The following is a 20959-nucleotide window of genomic DNA, read 5'->3' as shown; positions in this document are numbered from 1 at the left end:
ATTAAACCAGGTTGCATAACAACTAATAGTACGATTACAACTAATAGATATGGTACTGCTGTTAAAACGTCGGCAATACGCATCATAATGTTATCGACACGACCACCTGCTAAGCCTGAAATACTTCCCCAAATAACACCGATAATTAAGTCAATAATCGCTGCGGCAATACCGATAAATAGGGAAATACGAGCCCCTTCCCAAATACGAACGAAAATGTCACGACCAAGATCATCCGTTCCAAACCAAAATTGTGCAGATGGTGGTGCATTGTAAAAACCTAGCTGATCACTTGCTTTGTATTGAGAAAAAATTGGTACAAATGTAGCCATTAAAATAACAATGATTAAAATAATTATCCCAATGATGGCCATTTTGTTATGAGAGAAACGGAGAAATACTTCTTTCCAAAAGGAGACTGATTTATCAGCTAATTTTTCCGTTGCTTCATGATTTCCACCAACAATTTTAAACTTATCTTTTTCAATTTGTTGCTGTGTCATTATTTTTTCGCTCCTTTCAGTTTAATACGCGGATCAATCACACTATAAAGAATATCAACGATTAATACCGCAAATAAAAGGATGATAGAGTAGAACACTGTCGTACCCATAATGACTGTATAGTCACGGTTTGTAATACTTTGAACGAAGTGTTTACCAAGTCCAGGAATAGCGAAAATTTGTTCAACAATGAAACTACCTGTTACAACACCAGCTGTTAATGGGCCGAGATATGTTACGACTGGTAGAAGGGCATTTCGTAAAGTATGTCGGAATACGATTGTCCATTTCCCAATACCTTTAGCGCGAGCCATTTTTACATAATCACTATTGTTTTGCTCAAGCATACTTGAACGTGTTAATTTTGCGATAAAGCCCATGTGTGAGAAAGCGATTGCAAAGGCAGGTAATATACTATAAACAAAGCCTTTCCATCCACTAATTGGGAACCAACCTAACTTATAGGCTAAGAAATACTGCATTAAACCAGCTAAGATAAATGAAGGTACTGATATAAATAGCACCGCAAAGGACGTTGCCAAATAATCCGGGAACTTATTATGATATAGCGCGGAAACTACGCCAATTAAAATACCCAATCCAACTGCAAGTAGCATAGCTTCAATCCCTAATGTTAAAGAAACAGGGAAACTTTCAGAAATCATATCATTTGTAGAACGCGCTTTATATTTCATTGACTCACCGAAATTGAAAGTGGCCGTATCGATTAAATAATCTTTATATTGTATATACCAAGGGTTATTTAATCCATACGTTTCGTTTAACTTCTCCTCGATTTGAGGTGGGAAATTACGTTCACTCGCGAAAGGACTACCAGGAGCGAGACGCATTAAGAAAAACGTAACAGTTACGATGACGAAAAGCGCGAGAAGTATATACATCAGCCTTTTCAAAATATATTTAATCACATAAAACTCCTCCTTCTATTTGTCAATTTTCAGACAAATAAATGCCTTCGTATTTTAAAAAGAGCTGACCCGCGCCGTAGTGGCTACGAGGCAGCTCTTGCTGTAGAGCTAAAAAAGCAAGATAAAATAATATAAATAATTATTTTTCTTCTACTACAACCTCTTTAAGTGGAATGTTACCAAGAACATCTGCTTGCATGTTTTTCACGTTATCGTGTACTACAGAAAGATTAGTGTAGTAGTAGATAGGTGCAACAGGTAAATCAGTCATGATAACTGACTCTGCTTGTTTTAGAAGCTCAAGACGTTTAGCAGGATCTGTTTCTAGGTTAGATTGATCTAATAACTTTTTATATTCTGGGTTTTCCCAACCAGTATCATTGTTACCATTTTCAGCAGTATCATAGATTTCTAAGAATGTATATGCATCATTATAGTCACCAGTCCAGCCTAGACGTCCAGCTTGGTAGTCTAATTGATTAAGTTTCTCTAGGTAAACTTGCCATTCAGAGTTATCAAGACCTACCTTAATACCAAGGTTTTTCGTCCAGCCCTCTTGAATAAATTGAGCGATCGCAGCATGTGCTTCACTAGTGTTGAACGAAATGTTTACAGTGATTTCAGAAGGATCTTTAATACCAAGTTCTTTCATACCAGCTTCAAGTGCAGCTTTTGCACCTTCAATATCGTTATCTTTGAAGTAACCACGGTCCTCTTCAAAACCACTAACAGCGATTGGCACCATACCTAATGCTGGTTTTTGCTCACCTTTAGTAATATTGTCAATTAAACCTTGACGATCGATTGCTAAAGTTAACGCTTTACGAATGTTAGCGTTTCCAGTAAATTTATCTTTTGTATTTAGTTTATAAACATATACTGAAGCCTGGTCAGCAATATTTAATGAACCATCAGCTTTAAATCCTTCGATTGAATCAAGTGCAACAGATTGGTATGGAGCACCAAGATAATCAATTTCGCCAGCTTTAAACATTGTAGCAGCAGTTGTTTCAGATTCAACCATACCGATATTAATTGTCTCTAAAGAAACTTTATCTGCATCCCAATATTCTGGGTTTTTCTTTAATACGATTGCGTCGTTGTGTCTCCATTCACCTAAAGTGAATGGTCCGTTTGTTACATAGTCATCACCAGCATCTGTATACCACTCATCATTACCTTCAACTACTTTTTGGTTTAATGGTGCGTATGTTTTGAATGCTGTTAATTCTAAGAAGTAAGGTGTTGGGTTTTCTAATGTTACGACTAATGTTTTGTCATCTTCTGCTGTAACACCTACGTCATCAGCAGAACCTTCACCGTTGTTATACGCGGCAGCACCTTTAATTGGGTAAAAAATTGAAGCATACTCAGAAAGATTATCTGGGTTTAATGCCCATTTCCATGCATATTCAAAGTCCTTTGCCGTTACTGGATCTCCATTTGACCATTTATTATCACGTATTGTGAATGTGTAAGTTTTTTGGTCCTCGCTAATCGTCCAGTCAGAAGCTGCAGCAGCAACTGGTTTAGCATTTTCATCTAATGTTGTTAAATTTTCAAATACATTTGTAAGAATAGCACTAGAAGTTGTATCAGTTGCTAATCCTGGGTGTAATGATGGTGGCTCAGAAGTTACTACTAAGTTTAATTCGCCGCCTGAAGTTGTTTCAGATGTACCTGAATCTTTTCCATCGTCTTTTGATTTTTCAGACGAATCTCCACCGAAGCCACATGCAGCAAGTACTAAAGAAAATACTGCAAGAACTGTTAGTAATAAAAACTTTTTGTTTTTATTCATGTGAATCCCCCTTATACAATTTTTAAGCCTTTTGTGAAGCTCCTATTTAATATACCAAAAAAATCATTGTGCACAAAATAAAAAAGATTCAAATTTATATAGTATTATCTGACATTTAAGAGTTTAATAAATTTTTCCGATTTATCACACTAAAGAAACAGAGTGTTTATATAATAAAAATTTGATAATTACCTATTCTGAATATCAAAAATAAAATAAAAATAAAAAAATGATTTACTATACGGAAAATTCCTATTTTTTTGATAATATTATCAATATTTAAAAAATGAATCGAAAGTCATAGATGTATAACCTTGAGGGAATTGTATAGATTTGTAGAAAATCTAAGTAAAACTAAGTGAATTAGTTTCTTTTGCAGGTAATTTCTTGCAAAATATGATCTCGAAACATGAATATTTTTATCTATTAATGATATATAAGAAACTTGTTTTGTAATTTTCTAGTATCATCCAATTGTGGATGAAGGCAAGAAAAAATAGAGCAATTGTATGAAAAATGGTACCCAAACTAAGAAAAAAATGGATTTAGTGAGAAGAGAAAATAAGGAATTATGTTTTTTTGAAATAATTTCCGTGCTAGTTATATATACATCCATATATGCAAATGAATATTGTTTTATTCAGCAATTTATCATAAAGGGAAGTCACGGTTTTTGCCAGATGTTTACCAAAGTAATCCACTTTACTAGTTTTGTTTTTTTGAGGATGTCAATTGTCTTACTGAAGAGGATTCAGCATGCAAATAATTACTAAAAATCTGACTTTTAATCTGCTGAAAACGTTATCAATAACCTTGAGAAATGATTTTCTTTCAAAAGCTAAGAGCTGTCATGTAAAAAAAGTACAAAAAAAGTGCATTCATATATATGAAATGCACTTTTTTTAGTTATAGTTTAAAATTATTGATTTGATTCTGTAAATCTAAGGACTTTTCGCTTAAATCAGAGGCCACCTGATTGACTTGCTGCATCGTTATGGATTGCTCCTTGCTTGCTGTAGCGATAATTTGTGTACTTTCTGAGCTAGTTGAAGCACCTTGGGCAATTTCTGCGACAGAGGCAGCTACCTGTTCTGCGCTGGCTGAAATTTCTTCTGAAGTAGCCGATATATCTTCTATTTGATTTGTCATATTATTTATTGCTTTTACGATAGCTTCAAATGCTTGTCCTGCATGTCCAATGATTTTCACACCCTCTGTGACAGAGTGCAAACCATCTAAAACAGCTTTTTCTACATTGCTTGTATCTTCTTGAATATCCTGGGTTAATGCAACAATTTGATTAGCTGATTGCTTAGATTCCTCAGCTAATTTGCGTACCTCGTCTGCAACAACGGCAAATCCTTTGCCATGCTCTCCAGCACGTGCAGCTTCTATTGCTGCATTGAGCGCTAATAAGTTTGTTTGATCTGTAATGGCTGTAATGACAGCAGTTATTTGACCTATTTCTTCCGATTGTTTGCTCAATTTTTGGACAAGAGTATTAATTACTTGCGTAGACTCATCAATTACATTCATTTGTTGTTGGGCCTCATCTACTGTAGTGTTACCGTTTGTTGCCAATTCAGATGCTGAAACAGCATTATGAAGCAGCTGTTGAGTTGCCTCTGCTATACGTTGGACACCTATAGCTGTTTCATCCATTGCATGTGCACTTTCGTTAGCGGCAACTGTAGCAGCTACAGCAGCATTCGCTGTTTCATTTATACGTATTGTGATCTCATCTGCTGAGGCAGTAACTTCTTCAGTTGATGCAGAAAGCTCTTCTACTGAAGCCGTTAAATGCTCTGCATTGTCTTGAATATGAGTTAAAAGATTTTTCAAGTTCCCCTTCATGGCATTAAATGCTGATGAAAGCTGGCCAATCTCATCCTTAGATTGGTAGGTAATGTCTTGATGATACAATTCACCACTAGCAACATGATTAGCTGCTTGAACAACAGCTTTTAAAGGACGAGAAATCGTTCGTTGTATATAGATCATGAGGAAAATGCCTAGAATAACACCGATAATAATAGCGATAACTGAAATAATTTGAGAATTGAATACTGCTTGCTTAGATTCTTTTGTGACGGCTTCCAGTTGATCTTTTTGGTAACTAACGATTTTATCGGAAACATCTTGTATTCCTTTGTTAGCTTGTTGCACATCACCATTCACTTTTTGCAAAGCGCCTTCAAGATTGCCTGCTTCAAAAAGTGCTAGTGCTTCTGTTGCTGACTCATTAAAACGATCATTATATGTATTTAAGTCTTTTGCATAAGCTTCCATTTCAGCTGAAGTAGATTTTCCGGTCATTTCCTCCACATGCTTGTCTAGCATATTTGCGTATTGTGTAAAGCTTTCTTTATTTGCAGGTTTGTCTTCGATGATAATGGCACGAATGAAGAGCCCTTGCATAGCCATTTCAAATTGAATATTATCTGCTAGTTCTACTAGGGCAACGTGACCTTCCAATGCATTTTCAATCTTCTTTTCTATGTTTGAAAATAACAGAAACATTATCACCAATGAAATAATTAGTGTCAAAATAATTGTAAAGAAACCAAAGCTTAATTTTTTTCCTACAGACATATAGATACGCCCTTTCCGAAATGCTATACAAGTTTTTATACTTTAATTTAGCTTTTAAGAAAGATAGAAGTCAATAAGCATTGAAGGAAACAGTTCAGATTATTCATATGTTTATTTTAAGTCATTATAATAAGGAAGATTGTCTGTGGAAATTTATCAAAATCTGTTCCTGTTTCTCGTTTTATAGTACGGATTACGTGTGTGTATTATAAAAAAAGAAACCGATACAAATGGTATCGGTTTCTATCTCTTTATGACTGTTTTTTTAATTGTAAAATGACAGCTTCGTCTGGGTCAATATACAGTGTTTTTTGTTCAAAGTAAATCACAAAACCGGGTTTGGCACCATTTGGTTTTTTAACTTGTCGGATTTCTGTGTAATCTACTGGCACTGAGGAGGATTCTCTAGCCTTAGAAAAATAGGCTGCTAGCGTAGCTGCTTCACGCAATGTTGTTTCATCAGGTTCGTTTGAATGGATAACAACATGGGATCCAGGAATATCCTTTGTGTGTAGCCAAATATCTGTACGTTTTGCTATTTTAAATGTTAGCATGTCATTTTGTTTATTGTTTTTTCCAACAGAAATCGTTATACCTGTCGATGATACATAACGCTCTGGCTCAGGTTTCACTTGTTTTTTCTTTTTTTTCGCATGACGTAATTTTAAGTAACCTTGTTCTGCCAATTCTTCACGAATTTCCTCAATATCTCCAGGAGAAGCTTGCTGTACTTGCTGAGCAAGCATTTCAAAATAGGCAATTTCTTCTGTCGTTTTTTCAAGCTGCTCTTGAACCATAATCAAAGCATTTTTTGCCTTTGTATATTTCGTATAATAACTTTGAGCATTTTCAATCGGTGTTTTACGTTCACTTACTGGAATCGTAATCTCTTCGCCCGTTTCACTATAGTAATTTGTAACCGTAACTTCTTTAACACCTTTTTCAAAGGCATAAATATTGGCCATTAAAAGTTCACCATATAGTTGGAATTGATCAAGCTTTGATGCACGCTCATAGTCCTTTGTAAGCTTTTTCGTTTTTAAGGATAGTTTATCAATTTCATTTTGTAGCCAGCGCTCTAAGTCTCCTGCTTGTTGTTTGACACGATCTCGCTCTGCACGTGCAAAGAAAACGCGGTCAAGTAGTTCATGAACATTAGGATAAACGGTTACTTCACCTTGCAAATGAGTCAGATCAATAGGTGAGAAGTATGTTTTATTATTGTAGATGGCATACATTGGCTTCGTGCCACCATTCGCAAAGGAACCCATAAAATCTTTGAAGCATGTTAGTGTATCCGATGCTGTAGTCAAACGGAACAATAATTCTTCAGCGTGAAGAGGTGAAAAACCAGCGAACTGTGTTACAACCTCTTGCGTTGTCCTTGCTTCAGCAAAAAACGATGTTAGCTCATCATCTGTAACCGTTAGAGGATTCCATTTATTTTGTGTAGGCGGTGCAATATAAGGTTGACCAGGTAACACAGTACGGAAACTATTTACGGATGGAGGTAAATGTTTTAAGCTATCAATAATTTTTCCTTGCTCTTGATCGATTAACAATAGATTACTATGTCTACCCATAATTTCAGCATGTATTTCCCTTACAATCGGGTCGCCAATTTCATTTTTGCTTTCAATTTCTACTATTATAATACGATCAAAATCACGCTGTTTAATGGAAGAAATAAAACCGCCCTCTAAATGTTTACGCAAAAGCATACAAAACATAGGGGGCTCTGCTGGGTTATCAATCGTATGCTCAGTTAAATGAACACGTGCATAAGAAGAATGGATTGAAAACAATAATTTATGATTCTTTCCATTTGCACGCACATGTAATACAACCTCTTGCGCATTAGGTTGATGTATTTTCGTAATTCGACCAGTGACAAGCTGTTGTAGGTCGGCGGTCATTGAATAAGTAAATAAACCATCAAATGCCATATGAATTCCTCTTTCCAATGATATCAAGCATCTTGGTACTTTCGTATTTTTTCATCATGCATTTGCTTTTGCAGTCTTTAAGCTCCTACAAATACACTGTTTGTATGTTTATCATAGCATTTTTTAGGTGAATATTAAAATATAGCTTCAATTGTGGTAGAATTAGCTTTTACTCTATCCAATTTTTTTTGGAGAGTCGTCATAATCGACAGAGCTTATGTTATAATAATCCCAGTATGCAAAGAAAGGTGTGACGAACCTTGGTGCGTAGTATGACTGGTTTTGGCAGAGGTGTCACAACAACTAGAGACTTTCAATTAACCGTGGAAATGCGCTCGGTCAACCATCGCTTTTTAGAAATCAATGCAAAATTTCCGAAAGAATGGCTTGAAGCAGAAATTTTTGCTAAAAAACTTATTTCTCAAGCTTTGTCACGCGGCAAAATTGATGTGATGGTATATGTGAAGGACTTAGATAACGTAGAGCAATCTATTGAGATTAATTGGTCATTAATTGAAGCGTATCGTAAGGCAAAGGAGCAATTAGCTAGTAAAGTACCACTTGAAGAAAAATGGACGATGCAAGAGCTTTTATCATTGGAACAGGCACTTGTACAACAAAAGCCACAACTTACACCTGAGGATTTACTTAGTGCTGTTGAACAAGCGATTTTACAAGCGATTGAACAGCTCGTACAAATGCGTGAGCGTGAAGGGCAAGAACTGCAAGAAGTTGTTGTACAATATAAAGAACAGTTAATGGAACAGGTGAATCAGATTCGTTTATGTTCTTCACTTGCTGTTGAAAAATATCGTACACGATTAGTAGAACGAATTTCTGAAATTGCAGATGGCACATTGTTAGAAGATCGTTTACTAGCAGAAGTAGCAATTTTTGCAGAACGTGTAGATATCTCCGAAGAATTAGACAGATTAGATAGTCACTTCAACCAGCTTGAAGAAACATTACTCGAAACGATTTCAGTGGGACGAAAATTAGACTTTTTAATGCAAGAAATACATCGTGAGATCAATACGATCGGTTCAAAGAATCAATCGACAGAAGCAGCTGTTGCTGTTGTTCAGGCGAAAACAATTTTAGAAAAGATGCGTGAGCAGGTTCAAAATATCGAATAACTTGCACGTGTCTGTTATAAATTAAGGGAGATATAGAGAATAAATGATAAAAGAACGTGGATTATTAATTGTTCTGTCTGGCCCATCTGGTGTAGGTAAAGGGACAGTGCGAAAAGAATTATTTTCTCAGCCGAATACGAATTATGAGTATTCCATCTCGATGACAACACGAAATCCTCGCGAAGGTGAAGTAGATGGTGTAGACTATTTTTTCAAGACGCGTGTAGAATTTGAAGCGCTAATTGAACAAGGTGGCTTATTAGAGCACGCTGAATTTGTCGGTAACTATTATGGTACACCACTAGCGTATGTGAATGAAACGCTGGATGCAGGTCGTGATGTATTTTTAGAAATCGAAGTGCAGGGTGCAGCACAAATTCGTAAAAAAGCACCAGATGCCTTGTTTATTTTCTTAGCCCCTCCAAGTTTAACGGAATTAAAAGATCGTTTAGTTGGACGTGGGACAGAAACAGAGGATATCATTGCAAAACGCATTGCTACTGCAAGTGAAGAACTTGAAATGATGAGCTTGTATGACTATGTTGTGGAGAATGATGAAGTGACGAATGCCTGTGATCGTATTAATGCGATTATCAAAGCTGAGCATTGTCGTAGAGAACGTGTTGAAAAAAGATATTTGTCAATGTTGAGAGGAGAATAAACCAATGCTATACCCATCAGTAGATGCTTTAAAAAAAGAAATCGATTCAAAATATTCATTAGTGAGCCTTGCTTCTAAACGCGCTCGCCAAATGCAAGAAGAACAAGACACAGAACGCTTACACAAGTATGTTTCTCATAAATACGTGGGTAAAGCACTTGAAGAAGTAGCGGCAGGTGTACTTACGAAAGTATCACAGGATGAGTCTGCTGTGTACGAAGACGAAATCTAACATCCATGTAAAACACTATGTTTACGTGTATGCTAGTTTGCAGTAGATTTTGATTATACAGAATGCCGTGAGCTCCCAGGGAATCCTTCTTTGGGAGCTTATCATTTGAAAGGAAGACACCTAGCATGAATAAAAATATTTTACTATGTGTTTCAGGCGGGATCGCGGTTTATAAGGCTGTGGCGCTCGTTAGTAAGCTGTCACAGGCGGGGGCAAATGTAAAGGTCGTCATGACTGCTTCTGCTAGACAGTTTGTGAATCCGTTAAGTTTTCAAGTGATGTCCAAAAATGATGTTTATTTTGACACCTTTGATGAAAAAGATTCAAGGGTGATTGCGCATATTGATTTAGCGGATTGGGCTGATTTGATTTTAGTAGCACCAGCGACAGCCAATATAATTGGAAAATTAGCCAATGGTATCGCAGATGATATGATCACAACAACTCTTCTTGCTACTACTGCACCTGTCTGGATTGCGCCAGCAATGAATGTGCACATGTACGACCATCCAGCTGTAAAACGTAATTTGGATAGACTATCTGCTGATGGTTATCAATTTATTGAGCCTTCGGAGGGGTTTTTAGCATGTGGTTATGTCGGAAAAGGACGTCTAGAGGAACCAGAAAAAATTACTGCACTTGTGCAAGATTTCTTTTCAGGGAAAACTAAACCATTAGCAGGTCAAACAGTCCTAGTAATAGCAGGTGCCTTACAAGTGCCAGTGGATGAACAGCATATGATTAGCCCACAGGCAAACGGTCAAATCGGACATGCTTTAGCAGATGAGGCAAAAAGGCTAGGCGCCCATGTAATTGGAATAGAAAATAGCAATTTATATGATGTGATTCAACAACTGGAAGCCTATAAAATTCAATATCCACAAGCATTTTTTATTTATGCAGCGAATGTACCAACCACCGAGAAAACGCCTATAGTTTCTGTAGAAGGAATGAAAGCAGTCACTTTTGGACAGCAAGTTCAAGGCAAACCGATGTTTAACATACTTTCTGATAGCTGGATTGATTTTAGTGACCAAGCGCAGCTTAATGGCCAGTTCTTAGCTACTTCGAATCCTCAGTTTTTTGCACAGACACTTTGGTCTCATATTATAAAGGACGAGGCACAATGAGTATTTTAATCGCGGAGGTCATTGTAGATGTCTCTACCTATCATGTAGACCGTCCATTTGATTATCAAGTACCTCCAGAATGGGAAAGTGTCATTGAATTAGGATGCCGTGTTAAAGTGCCATTTGGTCCAAGGAATGTATTAGGATTTATCGTAGGTTTGAAACATGAAACCGATGTTCCATTGAATAAATTAAAGGGAATCACTCAAATTTTAGATATGGAGCCAGCGCTGACAGAAGAAATGCTTCAAATGGCGAAGTGGTTAAAAAATAACACCATTTGTTATGAAATTGATGCATTACAAGTGATGTTACCATCTGCACTGCGAGCTAAATATGAAAAAATAATTAAATTACAAAAAAATCAAACTTTGCCAGAAGAAGTGCAGCCTATATTCGGTAAGCGGCAACAAGTTAATTTTAAAGAATTTGAGCGAGAAGGTTTACTTCCTCTATTGAAGCAACTGGTTGCAGAGAACATTGTTACAATCGAAAATGTTGTGAAGCAACAGGGGAATGTGAAAGAGATACGTATGGTTCAAATTACAGCAGACCAACAACTTGTTGAACGTGCTTTGGGACAATCCTCTAGAGCAGTTAAACAACGGTTATTACTGCAATGGATGTGTCAACACCTAGGCGAAATATTGTCGCCCCAGCAGATTTGTGACGAAGCAGGGGTTTCTTTATCAGTATTAGAGGCAGTAATTGATAAAGGAGCTGCTCAATTTATTCAAGAGGAAGTATTTCGTGATCCATTTACGAAAGAAGTTTCACGTACTCAAGCCTTACAATTAACAGATGAGCAGCAGGTTGCTCTACAAGCTATTAATACAGCTATGGAGCAGCAAACAGCTGAAACATTTTTATTACATGGTATAACAGGGAGCGGCAAAACAGAGGTTTATTTACAGGCTATACAGAAGGTATTAAATGATGGAAAAGAAGCTATTATGCTTGTACCTGAAATTTCTTTAACTCCACAAATGACTGAACGATTCCGTAGTCGCTTTGGTGAGATGGTTGCTGTTATGCATAGTGGGTTATCTGTTGGTGAGAAGTATGATGAATGGCGTAAAATTCAACAAGGCAAAGTGAAAGTTGTGGTTGGTGCTCGTTCAGCTATTTTTGCACCCTTTACCAATATAGGTCTTATTATTTTGGATGAGGAACATGAATCAACTTATAAGCAAGAAGATTCGCCTCGTTATCATGCAAGAGATGTAGCCATCTGGCGAAGCGAATTTTATAAATGTCCTATTATTTTAGGTAGTGCGACACCAGCGTTAGAGTCATTCGCCAGAGCTAAGAAGGGTGTTTATACGCTGCTTTCATTAAAACAACGAGCCCTACATCAAGCCCTGCCCACTGTTTATATTGCAGATATGCGTGAAGAGCTTCGACAAGGGAATCGTTCTATGTTTTCACAATCACTTATTGAAGCAATCCGCGTAAGACTTGAGAAAAAAGAGCAGATGGTGCTCTTTTTAAATCGTCGTGGCTATTCGTCATTTGTACTTTGTCGGGATTGTGGCACGGTTGTACAATGTCCAAATTGCGATATCTCTTTAACCTATCATCGGACAACTGAAAAATTAAAATGTCATTATTGTGGTTATGAGGAGCATGTTCCTCAAATATGTCCGCAATGTCAAAGTGATCATATTCGTTATTTTGGTACAGGTACACAAAAAGTAGAGGAAGAAATTTATAAGTTGTTCCCTGAAGCAAGAGTATTACGAATGGATGTTGATACAACAAAGCATAAAGGGGCACATGAAGAAATATTGGAGACATTTGGAGCAGGACAAGCAGATATTTTATTAGGTACTCAAATGATTGCAAAGGGCTTGGACTTTCCGAATATTACACTAGTAGGTGTACTTAGTGCCGATACATCTCTACATTTACCTGATTACCGGGCAGCAGAACGCACATTTCAGCTACTAACACAGGTAAGCGGTAGGGCTGGACGACATGATAAGCCAGGGGAGGTTATTATTCAGACGTATACACCTGAGCATTATGCCATTGAATTAGCTAAAACGCAGGATTATGAACCTTTTTATGAACGGGAGATGTTTTTAAGAAGACGTTCAAGCTATCCACCCTATTATTTTGTAGCTCTTATACAATTATCTCATGAAGATGTCATGATGGCCGCCGAATATGCAGGCCGAGTGGCAGATTGGCTACGTGAAAATTTATCGAATCAAGTAGCAATTATTGGACCAACAACGGCGAGTATTGCTCGCCTCCAAAATAGATATCGTTATCAATGTTTGATAAAATATAAAATTGAACCAAATCTAATTCCAGTGTTACAGCGCCTGCTTGCCATGTATCGAGCAGAATGGATTAAACAGGGAATATTAATGACGGTAGATTTAGATCCGTCTACTATATAGTGAAAACAGCGGCAATATCCGTTTACAAAAATACCTTTCAAGGTTTTTGTAAAGGAAGGCTTTAAAGCAGAAATGAGGAAATAAAGATGGCTATTAAAAAAGTAATTGAAAACCCAGCAAAAGTACTATCAACACCATGTGCTGAAGTGACAGAAATTAATGATGAAATTATTACATTACTGGATGATTTATATGACACAATGGTGGAATATGATGGTGTAGGTATCGCAGCACCACAAATAAATGTTGGCTTGCGAGTTGCCATTGTGGAGCTAGGTGAGGAACGTGATATTTTAGAAATGATTAATCCAACTGTCATTGAAACAGATGGAGCAGAAGTAGATATCGAAGGTTGTTTGAGTTTTCCGGGATTATATGGTGAGGTTGAACGACCTACTTATGTAAAAATTGAAGCATGTGACCGTGAAGGGCGTGTTTATGAATTAGAGGCGGGAGACTTTGATGCCCGCGCGATCTTACATGAAATCGATCATTTAGATGGGGTACTTTTCGATTCAAAAATTAAACGTATTGTAACAGCAGAAGAACTTGAAGAAATGTACGCAGAAGAGGAGGAATAAAATGACGTCTATTATTTTTATGGGGACACCTGACTTCTCTGCGCCTATTTTGCGTATGCTACATGATGAAGGGTACGATATTAAAGCAGTTGTGACACAACCAGATCGTCCAGTTGGACGTAAGCGTATATTAACACCACCACCTGTGAAAGCTGCAGCTTTGGAGCTTGGCTTACCAGTTATTCAACCAGAAAAATTACGCGGCTCTGAGGAGTTACAGCAAATTCTTGCCTTACAGCCTGATTTAGTCATAACAGCAGCATTTGGACAAATACTACCAAAGGAATTATTAGATGCTCCAGCTCTTGGCTGTATTAATGTCCATGCTTCTCTACTACCAAAGTATCGTGGAGGTGCTCCTATTCACCAAGCCATTATAGATGGTGAAAAGGAGACAGGAGTCACAATCATGTATATGGCAGAAAAACTGGATGCTGGAGATATTATTTCCCAAAAAGCTATTCCGATTGAAGAAGATGATCATACCGGTAGACTTTTTGAAAAGTTAAGTATGGTTGGCCGTGAATTATTAAAGGATACACTTCCTTCTATTATTAATGGTACAAATAGTCGTACAGTTCAAGATGAAGCACAGGTTACTTTTGCAAGCAATATTTCCAGAGAGCAGGAGCGCATTGATTGGACAAAGGATGCTGCTACTTTATACAATCAAGTACGTGGTCTTCATCCATGGCCAGTAGCGTATACAACTTTTGAGGATGGTAACTTTAAAATTTGGTGGGCGACTATTGGTAATAGTAAGCATGAGGTGAACCCAGGTTCGGTAGTTGCGATTGCAAAAGATCATTTTGAAGTTGCAGCTGGCAATGGAACAACGTTAGCCTTATATGATATCCAACCTGCTGGTAAAAAGCGCATGACGGCAGAGGAATATTTACGTGGCACAGGTTCTAAATTACAGATTGGGGACCAATTTAAATGAGTAAAAAAAGTGTAGTTATTTGGGATGGAAATGTGCGAGATGCTGCATTATCTATTCTGTTAGCAGTTGATAAAAATCAAGCCTATAGCAATTTATTGCTAAATGAAACCATTAAAAGACATAAAATAGAAGCAAAAGATCGCGCATTATTAACTGAAATTACGTATGGAACATTACAGCATAAAATGACGCTCGATTTTTATTTAGAGCCTTTTATTCGCGGTTCAGTCGATCATTGGGTTCGTTGGTTATTAAGAATATCCTTATATCAAATTCATTATTTAACGCGCATACCACCGCATGCCGCTGTAAACGAGGCAGTAGAAATTGCCAAGCGTCGAGGACATCGTGGAATTGCTTCGATGGTCAATGGTATTTTAAGATCAATATTACGAAGTGGTGTTCCTTCTACAGATAGTATTGAGGATCCGATCGAGCGTCTTGCTATTGAAACTAGTCATCCAGAATGGTTAGTGCAACGATTTGTAGCAAACTACGGTCTAGAAGTAGCAACAGCCATGTTACAGGAAAATAATGTTCCACCTGTGCAAACAGTGCGTGTAAATACTACAAAAGCATCAGTTGAACAAGCTATTGAGGAACTAGAGAATGAAGGATTAACAGCACAGCAAAGTGATATAATGCCTGAATGTTTACATGTAACAAATGGACAACCAGCACGCACAAAAGCATTCAAAGAAGGTCTTATTACTATACAGGATGAAAGTTCAATGATCCCTGCTAAAGTGTTAAATCCATCTCCAGGTATGCGTGTCTTGGATATGTGTGCAGCTCCGGGTGGAAAGACAACACATTTAGCTGAAATAATGAACAATGAAGGCTCCATTTTAGCAACAGATCTTCATCCACATAAATTAGATTTAATTGACCATAATACAGAACGTCTTGGGTTGGATATTGTAGAAACAGCTCCAATAGATGGACGTAAAGCAGCAGAATTTTTACAAGCAGCGTCTTTTGATGCCATTTTAGTTGATGCACCGTGTAGCGGACTAGGAGTTATGCGACGTAAGCCAGATATTAAATATACAAAACGAGAAGAAGATTTAGAAAATCTTCAAAAGATCCAATTGGCCTTACTTGATGCAGCAACAAAAGTATTGAAAATAGATGGGAAGCTTGTGTACAGTACTTGTACAGTAGATACTCAAGAAAATGAAGGCACAGTTAAAGCCTTTTTAACAGCACATCCAGAAATGGAAGCTATACAACTAGAATCTTTACCAACAAAATTAGCGGAAAAGCAAGCTAATGGCATGCTTCAAGTCTTTCCACAAGACTTTGGTAGTGACGGTTTCTTCGTTGCTGCCTTTCGTAAAAAAGGAGAATCCAACTAATGGTGGATCAAGAAAAATTTAATGAACGTATTAACGATTTAGTTGATGAAGCGGAAGACAAGCCCGTACGTCGAGTGAAAAAGGAAAAACCAAATTTAAAAGAGTCTATTTACTCTTTACAGCCACACCAGTTAGAAGAGTGGTTAAAGGAAAATGGCGAAAAGCCTTTCCGTGCTGCTCAAATTTTTGACTGGCTATATAATAAACGAGTGAAAACTTTTGAAGAGATGTCTAATCTTTCAAAGGGATTGCGTGAAAAGTTAACTGCCAATTTTGCTTTATCCACATTATCAACCATTATTAAGCAAGAGTCTAAAGATGGTACAATTAAATTTTTATTTCAATTGCAGGATGGCTATTCAATAGAAACGGTGTTAATGCGCCATGATTATGGAAACTCTGTTTGTGTAACAACACAGGTGGGTTGTCGAATTGGCTGTACGTTTTGTGCTTCTACTTTAGGCGGCTTGAAGCGCCATTTATTAGCAGGGGAAATCGTGGAGCAAGTTGTCAAAGTCCAGCAGACTTTAGACGAAGTAGGTGAGCGAGTATCACACATTGTTATTATGGGTATCGGCGAACCTTTCGATAACTATGATGCAATGATGAACTTCTTAAAAGTAATTAACCATGAAAAAGGATTAAATATTGGCGCACGTCATATAACCGTTTCAACTTCAGGTATAGTTCCTAAAATTTATCAATTTGCGGATGAACAATTACAAATTAATTTTGCCGTATCTCTACACGCACCAAACCAAGAAGCACGTCAAAAGTTAATGCCTATTGCACGTGCATATAAATTAGATGAATTAATGGAAGCAGTTCGTTATTATACTAAAAAAACAGGTCGACGTGTGAGCTTTGAATACGGATTGATGTCTGGTGAAAATGATTCAGTAGAAATTGCAGAAGAGTTATCTGCATTAATTAAAGGAATTAAATGTCACGTTAACTTAATTCCTGTTAACTATGTGCCAGAACGTGATTATGTACGTACGTCTCGTAGTCAAATTTTTGCTTTTGAAAAAACTTTAAAGAAAAATGGTATTAACGTAACAATCCGCCGAGAGCAAGGTTCAGATATAGCAGCTGCGTGTGGGCAATTACGTGCACAAGAGAGATCTGAAGAAACGAGGTGACCAGTGTTGGAATACACAGTCGAAAGTGATATTGGTTTAAAACGATCAATTAATGAAGACCGTGCTGCATTCTTTAAACGTCCTGACGGGCTTGCATTAGCACTTGTAGCGGACGGCATGGGTGGTCATAATGCTGGTGATGTGGCAAGTGATATGGCAATTAAACAGATGGAATCCTTTTTTTTACAGGCAGACGCGCATCATTTTGTATCAACAACATCAAAAAAAGAATGGTTATTACAAACAGTTAAGCAAATAAATAAAACAATATATGACTATTCTTTATCACATGAAGACTGTAAAGGAATGGGCACGACGTTTATTGCGGTGTTAATAGAAGAGCATCATTGCTTCATTGCACATGTTGGAGATAGTCGTGTGTATTATTTCTTTGAAGATGGTGCACAACAAATAACAAGAGATCATTCATATGTAAATGTACTGGTTGAAAATGGCGAAATAAGTGAAGAAGAGGCTTTGACACATCCGAAGAAAAATTTCATTTTAAAGGCTGTTGGAACAGAAGAAACAATAGAACCAGACTTTTATGAAGTTGATTTAGCATCAGAATCGTATTTACTCATTTGTTCAGATGGATTAAGTAATAAACTTACTGTATATGAAATGGCATCTATTATTACGTATCCAGATTCCATTGGGGAGAAAGGGCGTAAGCTTGTAGAATTAGCAAATGCCAGCGGGGGAGAAGATAATATCTCCCTCGTGCTACTAACAAAAAAGGATGAGGAGGTGTAAGAATGCTTGTAGGTAAAAGAATTAGTGACCGTTATAAAATTTTAGAACTCATTGGCGGCGGTGGTATGTCGAATGTTTATTTAGCACATGACATGATATTAAACCGTGATGTAGCCATTAAAATATTACGTTACGATTTTTCCAATGAGGATGAATTACATCGACGTTTTCAACGTGAGGCACTGTCTGCTACAAGTCTTACACATCCGAATATTGTTAATATTTATGATGTAGGTGATGATGGAGATCTACATTATATTGTGATGGAATATGTTCAAGGAAAAACGTTAAAGCAGTACATACAAGAATTTGCACCTATTTCACCTGCCAGAAGCGTGCACATTATGAAGCAATTAACATCTGCAATTGCCAATGCACATGAAAATCATATCATTCACCGTGATATTAAACCGCAAAATATTTTAATGGATGCAGAGGGCAATGTTAAAATAACTGATTTTGGTATCGCCATGACGTTAAGTGCTACATCGTTTACACAAACAAATTCAGTGTTGGGTACGGTGCATTATTTATCACCAGAGCAAGCCCGTGGTGGTACGGCAACAAACAAATCCGACATTTATGCACTCGGTATTGTTTTATATGAATTATTAACAGGTGAATTACCATTTTCTGGTGAATCAGCGGTTTCAATTGCACTCAAACATTTGCAGAAAGAAACGCCTTCTGTCCGTGCTTTCGATGCAACTATTCCACAAAGTTTGGAAAATGTGGTGCTTAAGGCTACTGCGAAAGAGGCTTCTCATCGTTATAATACAGTCGAAGAAATGTATGATGATTTGGAAACAGTATTATCACCAAATCGAATAAATGAGCCGAAATTTGTCGTGCCAGTTGATAATGATGTGACAAAAGCCATTCCAATTATTAAAGAGCAGGTTCTGAAAAAGGACGAAGATTTAACCAAAACAAGAGTTATTGAACCGATTGTGGAAGTTAAAGCTCCATCTCAACCAAAACCTAAAAAAAATAGTGAAAAACCAACTCCAGTGAAGGCAAAAAAGAAAAATTGGCCAAAGTATATTGCTGGATTACTTTTAGTAGCTATTGTCATCTTCTTATTCTTTTTATTTGCAACAGATGCATTTAGCCCGAAAAAAGTGGCAGTACCTGATGTAACAAATTTAACCGTAGAGGACGCTACAAAGAAATTAGAAGCTGAGGGATTTGTCGTTGGTGATGAGCCTCAGGAGCGGAATCACGAGGAAATTGAAAAGGGTAAGGTTATCGAAACAGATCCAGCTAAAAATTCAATGCGAGCAAAAGGCTCAGAGATTGACTTAATTGTTAGCTTAGGTGTAGAGATGACGACCGTTGATAATTATGTAGGACAAAATTATAGTCAAGTCGAAGCTTTAATAAAAGGAAAATATAAAGAGGTTATAAAAGAGGATGTTCCTTCTCGTGAACCTGAAGACAGGATTATTGAGCAAAGTATTCCCGCGGATACAGAAGTGGTAGCAAAAGAGGAGACAATCACGTTTAAAGTAAGCCAAGGTGTTAGGATGGTAAGGGTTGAAAACGTTGTAAATTATACGAAAGCTGATATGGATGATTATGTGAATAGAGTGGGTCTTAACTGGCGTATATCTCGTGAAGAATATCATGAGTCGATCCCAGCTGGTAGTGTGATTTCACAATTAACAAATGCAGGTACTATGGTGGAGGAAGGTTCTGTTATATCGGTTGTAATGAGTAAAGGACCAGCTAAAAAGCCAGAGAAAACATTAATTATCCCTGTAAATATCGAGTATAAACCTACAGAAGAGGGAATAGAGCAAAAAATTCGTATTGAAATTCAGGATAAAAATCATACATTTTCAGAACCAGTTAAAGAATTTTCGATTGTAGAGGATACGACTTACAATATACAGCTTGTTATTGAAGAGGGCAAAGATGCAAGTTATAGAATTATTCGTGACTCAGAAATAATTTTAGAAGACAAAGTTAATTATAAAGATGTCAATTAAGGAGGAATTGGATGGCGCAAGGCCAAATAAGAAAAGCATTAAGCGGTTATTACTATGTTTATGATGGTCAGCAACTTATACAATGTCGAGGGCGTGGGGTTTTTCGAAATCGTGGAGAATCTCCGCTTGTCGGCGATATGGTAGAATATACAATGGAAACAGAAGGTTCGGATGGCACGATTCAAAAGATATTAGCGCGTCAAAATGAATTGATTCGTCCGCCAATTGCCAATATTGATCAAGGTATTTTAGTATTTTCCGTAAAAGAGCCAAATTTCAATACCATTTTACTAGATCGCTTTTTAGTGGTGTTAGAATCATTCCATGTTCATCCTATTATTTGTTTAACAAAAATGGATTTACTAAATCCTGAAGAGCGTAAGGAATTACAGCAGTATATTGAAGATTATCAAAGCATGGGCTATACGGTTTTACAAACTTATAAAGATGAAGAAGAGTTAATTGGACGTTTACAGCCTATTTTAAAGGGTAAAACGACTGTATTAGCAGGCCAATCTGGCGTTGGTAAATCAACATTGCTTAATACATTAATTCCTGATCTCAATTTAAAAACAGGCATAATCTCGCAAAGTTTAGGACGAGGAAAACATACCACTCGTCATGTTGAGCTTATTGAGGTATGTGATGGTTTACTGGCAGATACTCCTGGATTTAGTTCTTTTGATTTTGATGAAATTGAAAAAGAGGAACTAGGTGCATGTTTTCCGGAAATGGCTAAAATTGCGGATGATTGTAAATTCAGAGGTTGTTTACACTTGAAAGAGCCAAAATGTGCAGTAAAGGCAGCAGTAGAAGCAGGGGATATTCGTGACTACCGCTACAAGCATTA

The 20959-nt window shown here is 37.1% G+C and carries 16 protein-coding genes and 1 pseudogene; 12 read left to right on the top strand and 5 right to left on the bottom strand.

Annotated elements, in window-relative coordinates; all coding sequences use genetic code 11:
• From RT445_RS08835 to RT445_RS08815, 5 genes and pseudogenes are all read right to left on the bottom strand, one after another.
• A pseudogene (locus RT445_RS08835) lies at positions 1–503 on the bottom strand (ABC transporter permease); the annotation flags it as partial.
• Positions 503–1432, bottom strand: coding sequence for an ABC transporter permease (locus RT445_RS08830; protein WP_016994279.1), 930 nt, complete (start codon positions 1430–1432; stop codon positions 503–505). The pseudogene RT445_RS08835 and the gene RT445_RS08830, both read right to left, overlap by 1 nt.
• Positions 1433–1571: 139 nt before the next feature.
• Positions 1572–3233: a peptide ABC transporter substrate-binding protein gene (locus tag RT445_RS08825; protein WP_312506794.1), complete on the bottom strand. Its 1662-nt coding sequence runs from the start codon at positions 3231–3233 to the stop codon at positions 1572–1574.
• 906 nt (positions 3234–4139) lie between these two features.
• Positions 4140–5825, bottom strand: coding sequence for a methyl-accepting chemotaxis protein (locus RT445_RS08820; protein WP_274795905.1), 1686 nt, complete (start codon positions 5823–5825; stop codon positions 4140–4142).
• Positions 5826–6076: 251 nt separating this feature from the next.
• Positions 6077–7771 carry an Rqc2 family fibronectin-binding protein gene (locus RT445_RS08815; RefSeq protein WP_312506793.1) on the bottom strand — a complete coding sequence of 565 codons (1695 nt, stop codon included), beginning with the start codon at positions 7769–7771 and terminating at the stop codon, positions 6077–6079.
• Between the two features lie 260 nt (positions 7772–8031).
• On the opposite strand from RT445_RS08815, the gene RT445_RS08810 reads away from it, so the two are divergent.
• From RT445_RS08810 to rsgA, 12 genes are all read left to right on the top strand, one after another.
• A complete protein-coding gene (locus tag RT445_RS08810; protein ID WP_274795907.1) occupies positions 8032–8907 on the top strand; it encodes a YicC/YloC family endoribonuclease in 876 nt (291 codons plus the stop codon).
• A gap of 43 nt (positions 8908–8950) precedes the next feature.
• Positions 8951–9568 carry a guanylate kinase gene (gmk, locus tag RT445_RS08805; RefSeq protein WP_274795908.1) on the top strand — a complete coding sequence of 206 codons (618 nt, stop codon included), beginning with the start codon at positions 8951–8953 and terminating at the stop codon, positions 9566–9568.
• A gap of 4 nt (positions 9569–9572) precedes the next feature.
• Entirely contained in the window at positions 9573–9800 is a 228-nt protein-coding gene (gene rpoZ / locus RT445_RS08800; RefSeq protein ID WP_274795909.1) for a DNA-directed RNA polymerase subunit omega, read from the top strand.
• A gap of 125 nt (positions 9801–9925) precedes the next feature.
• On the top strand, positions 9926–10930 hold the full coding sequence (gene coaBC, locus RT445_RS08795; RefSeq protein WP_313470430.1) for a bifunctional phosphopantothenoylcysteine decarboxylase/phosphopantothenate--cysteine ligase CoaBC: 1005 nt from the start codon (positions 9926–9928) through the stop codon (positions 10928–10930).
• Positions 10927–13338 carry a primosomal protein N' gene (priA, locus tag RT445_RS08790; RefSeq protein ID WP_274795912.1) on the top strand — a complete coding sequence of 804 codons (2412 nt, stop codon included), beginning with the start codon at positions 10927–10929 and terminating at the stop codon, positions 13336–13338. Before coaBC ends, priA begins: the two co-directional genes overlap by 4 nt.
• Before the next feature lie 86 nt (positions 13339–13424).
• Entirely contained in the window at positions 13425–13919 is a 495-nt protein-coding gene (def, locus tag RT445_RS08785; RefSeq protein ID WP_274795913.1) for a peptide deformylase, read from the top strand.
• A gap of 1 nt (position 13920) precedes the next feature.
• The gene (fmt, locus tag RT445_RS08780) at positions 13921–14862 is read left to right on the top strand and encodes a methionyl-tRNA formyltransferase (protein WP_274795914.1); all 942 of its coding nucleotides are present in this window, start codon (positions 13921–13923) and stop codon (positions 14860–14862) included.
• Positions 14859–16220 (top strand): 16S rRNA (cytosine(967)-C(5))-methyltransferase RsmB, encoded by a 1362-nt coding sequence (gene rsmB, locus RT445_RS08775; RefSeq protein WP_312506791.1) that lies wholly within the window; start codon positions 14859–14861, stop codon positions 16218–16220. Before fmt ends, rsmB begins: the two co-directional genes overlap by 4 nt.
• Positions 16220–17362 carry a dual-specificity RNA methyltransferase RlmN gene (gene rlmN / locus RT445_RS08770; protein WP_274795916.1) on the top strand — a complete coding sequence of 381 codons (1143 nt, stop codon included), beginning with the start codon at positions 16220–16222 and terminating at the stop codon, positions 17360–17362. The genes rsmB and rlmN overlap by 1 nt, the downstream gene beginning before the upstream one ends.
• 6 nt (positions 17363–17368) lie before the next feature.
• The gene (locus RT445_RS08765; protein ID WP_274797276.1) at positions 17369–18118 is read left to right on the top strand and encodes a Stp1/IreP family PP2C-type Ser/Thr phosphatase; all 750 of its coding nucleotides are present in this window, start codon (positions 17369–17371) and stop codon (positions 18116–18118) included.
• Positions 18119–18120: 2 nt separating this feature from the next.
• Complete coding sequence (gene pknB / locus RT445_RS08760) at positions 18121–20109, top strand: Stk1 family PASTA domain-containing Ser/Thr kinase (protein ID WP_312506790.1); 1989 nt, start codon at positions 18121–18123, stop codon at positions 20107–20109.
• 11 nt (positions 20110–20120) lie between these two features.
• The coding region (gene rsgA / locus RT445_RS08755) for a ribosome small subunit-dependent GTPase A (RefSeq protein ID WP_313470429.1) at positions 20121–20959 on the top strand (839 nt) is incomplete at its 3' end.

The sequence above is a fragment of the Lysinibacillus sp. genome (assembly GCF_032093475.1).
Lineage (GTDB): Bacteria > Bacillota > Bacilli > Bacillales_A > Planococcaceae > Lysinibacillus > Lysinibacillus irui.
This window is presented reverse-complemented; position numbering and strand designations above follow the sequence as displayed.

What these genes read in the sequence shown, in the direction of transcription:
- coaBC (WP_313470430.1), top strand. Translation starts at nt 9,926, where the DNA reads ATGAATAAAAATATTTTACTATGTGTTTCAGGCGGGATCGCGGTTTAT.
- gmk (WP_274795908.1), top strand. Translation starts at nt 8,951, where the DNA reads ATGATAAAAGAACGTGGATTATTAATTGTTCTGTCTGGCCCATCTGGT.
- def (WP_274795913.1), top strand. Translation starts at nt 13,425, where the DNA reads ATGGCTATTAAAAAAGTAATTGAAAACCCAGCAAAAGTACTATCAACA.
- RT445_RS08825 (WP_312506794.1), bottom strand. Translation starts at nt 3,233, where the DNA reads ATGAATAAAAACAAAAAGTTTTTATTACTAACAGTTCTTGCAGTATTT.
- priA (WP_274795912.1), top strand. Translation starts at nt 10,927, where the DNA reads ATGAGTATTTTAATCGCGGAGGTCATTGTAGATGTCTCTACCTATCAT.
- rpoZ (WP_274795909.1), top strand. Translation starts at nt 9,573, where the DNA reads ATGCTATACCCATCAGTAGATGCTTTAAAAAAAGAAATCGATTCAAAA.
- rlmN (WP_274795916.1), top strand. Translation starts at nt 16,220, where the DNA reads ATGGTGGATCAAGAAAAATTTAATGAACGTATTAACGATTTAGTTGAT.
- pknB (WP_312506790.1), top strand. Translation starts at nt 18,121, where the DNA reads ATGCTTGTAGGTAAAAGAATTAGTGACCGTTATAAAATTTTAGAACTC.
- fmt (WP_274795914.1), top strand. Translation starts at nt 13,921, where the DNA reads ATGACGTCTATTATTTTTATGGGGACACCTGACTTCTCTGCGCCTATT.
- RT445_RS08815 (WP_312506793.1), bottom strand. Translation starts at nt 7,771, where the DNA reads ATGGCATTTGATGGTTTATTTACTTATTCAATGACCGCCGACCTACAA.
- rsmB (WP_312506791.1), top strand. Translation starts at nt 14,859, where the DNA reads ATGAGTAAAAAAAGTGTAGTTATTTGGGATGGAAATGTGCGAGATGCT.
- RT445_RS08820 (WP_274795905.1), bottom strand. Translation starts at nt 5,825, where the DNA reads ATGTCTGTAGGAAAAAAATTAAGCTTTGGTTTCTTTACAATTATTTTG.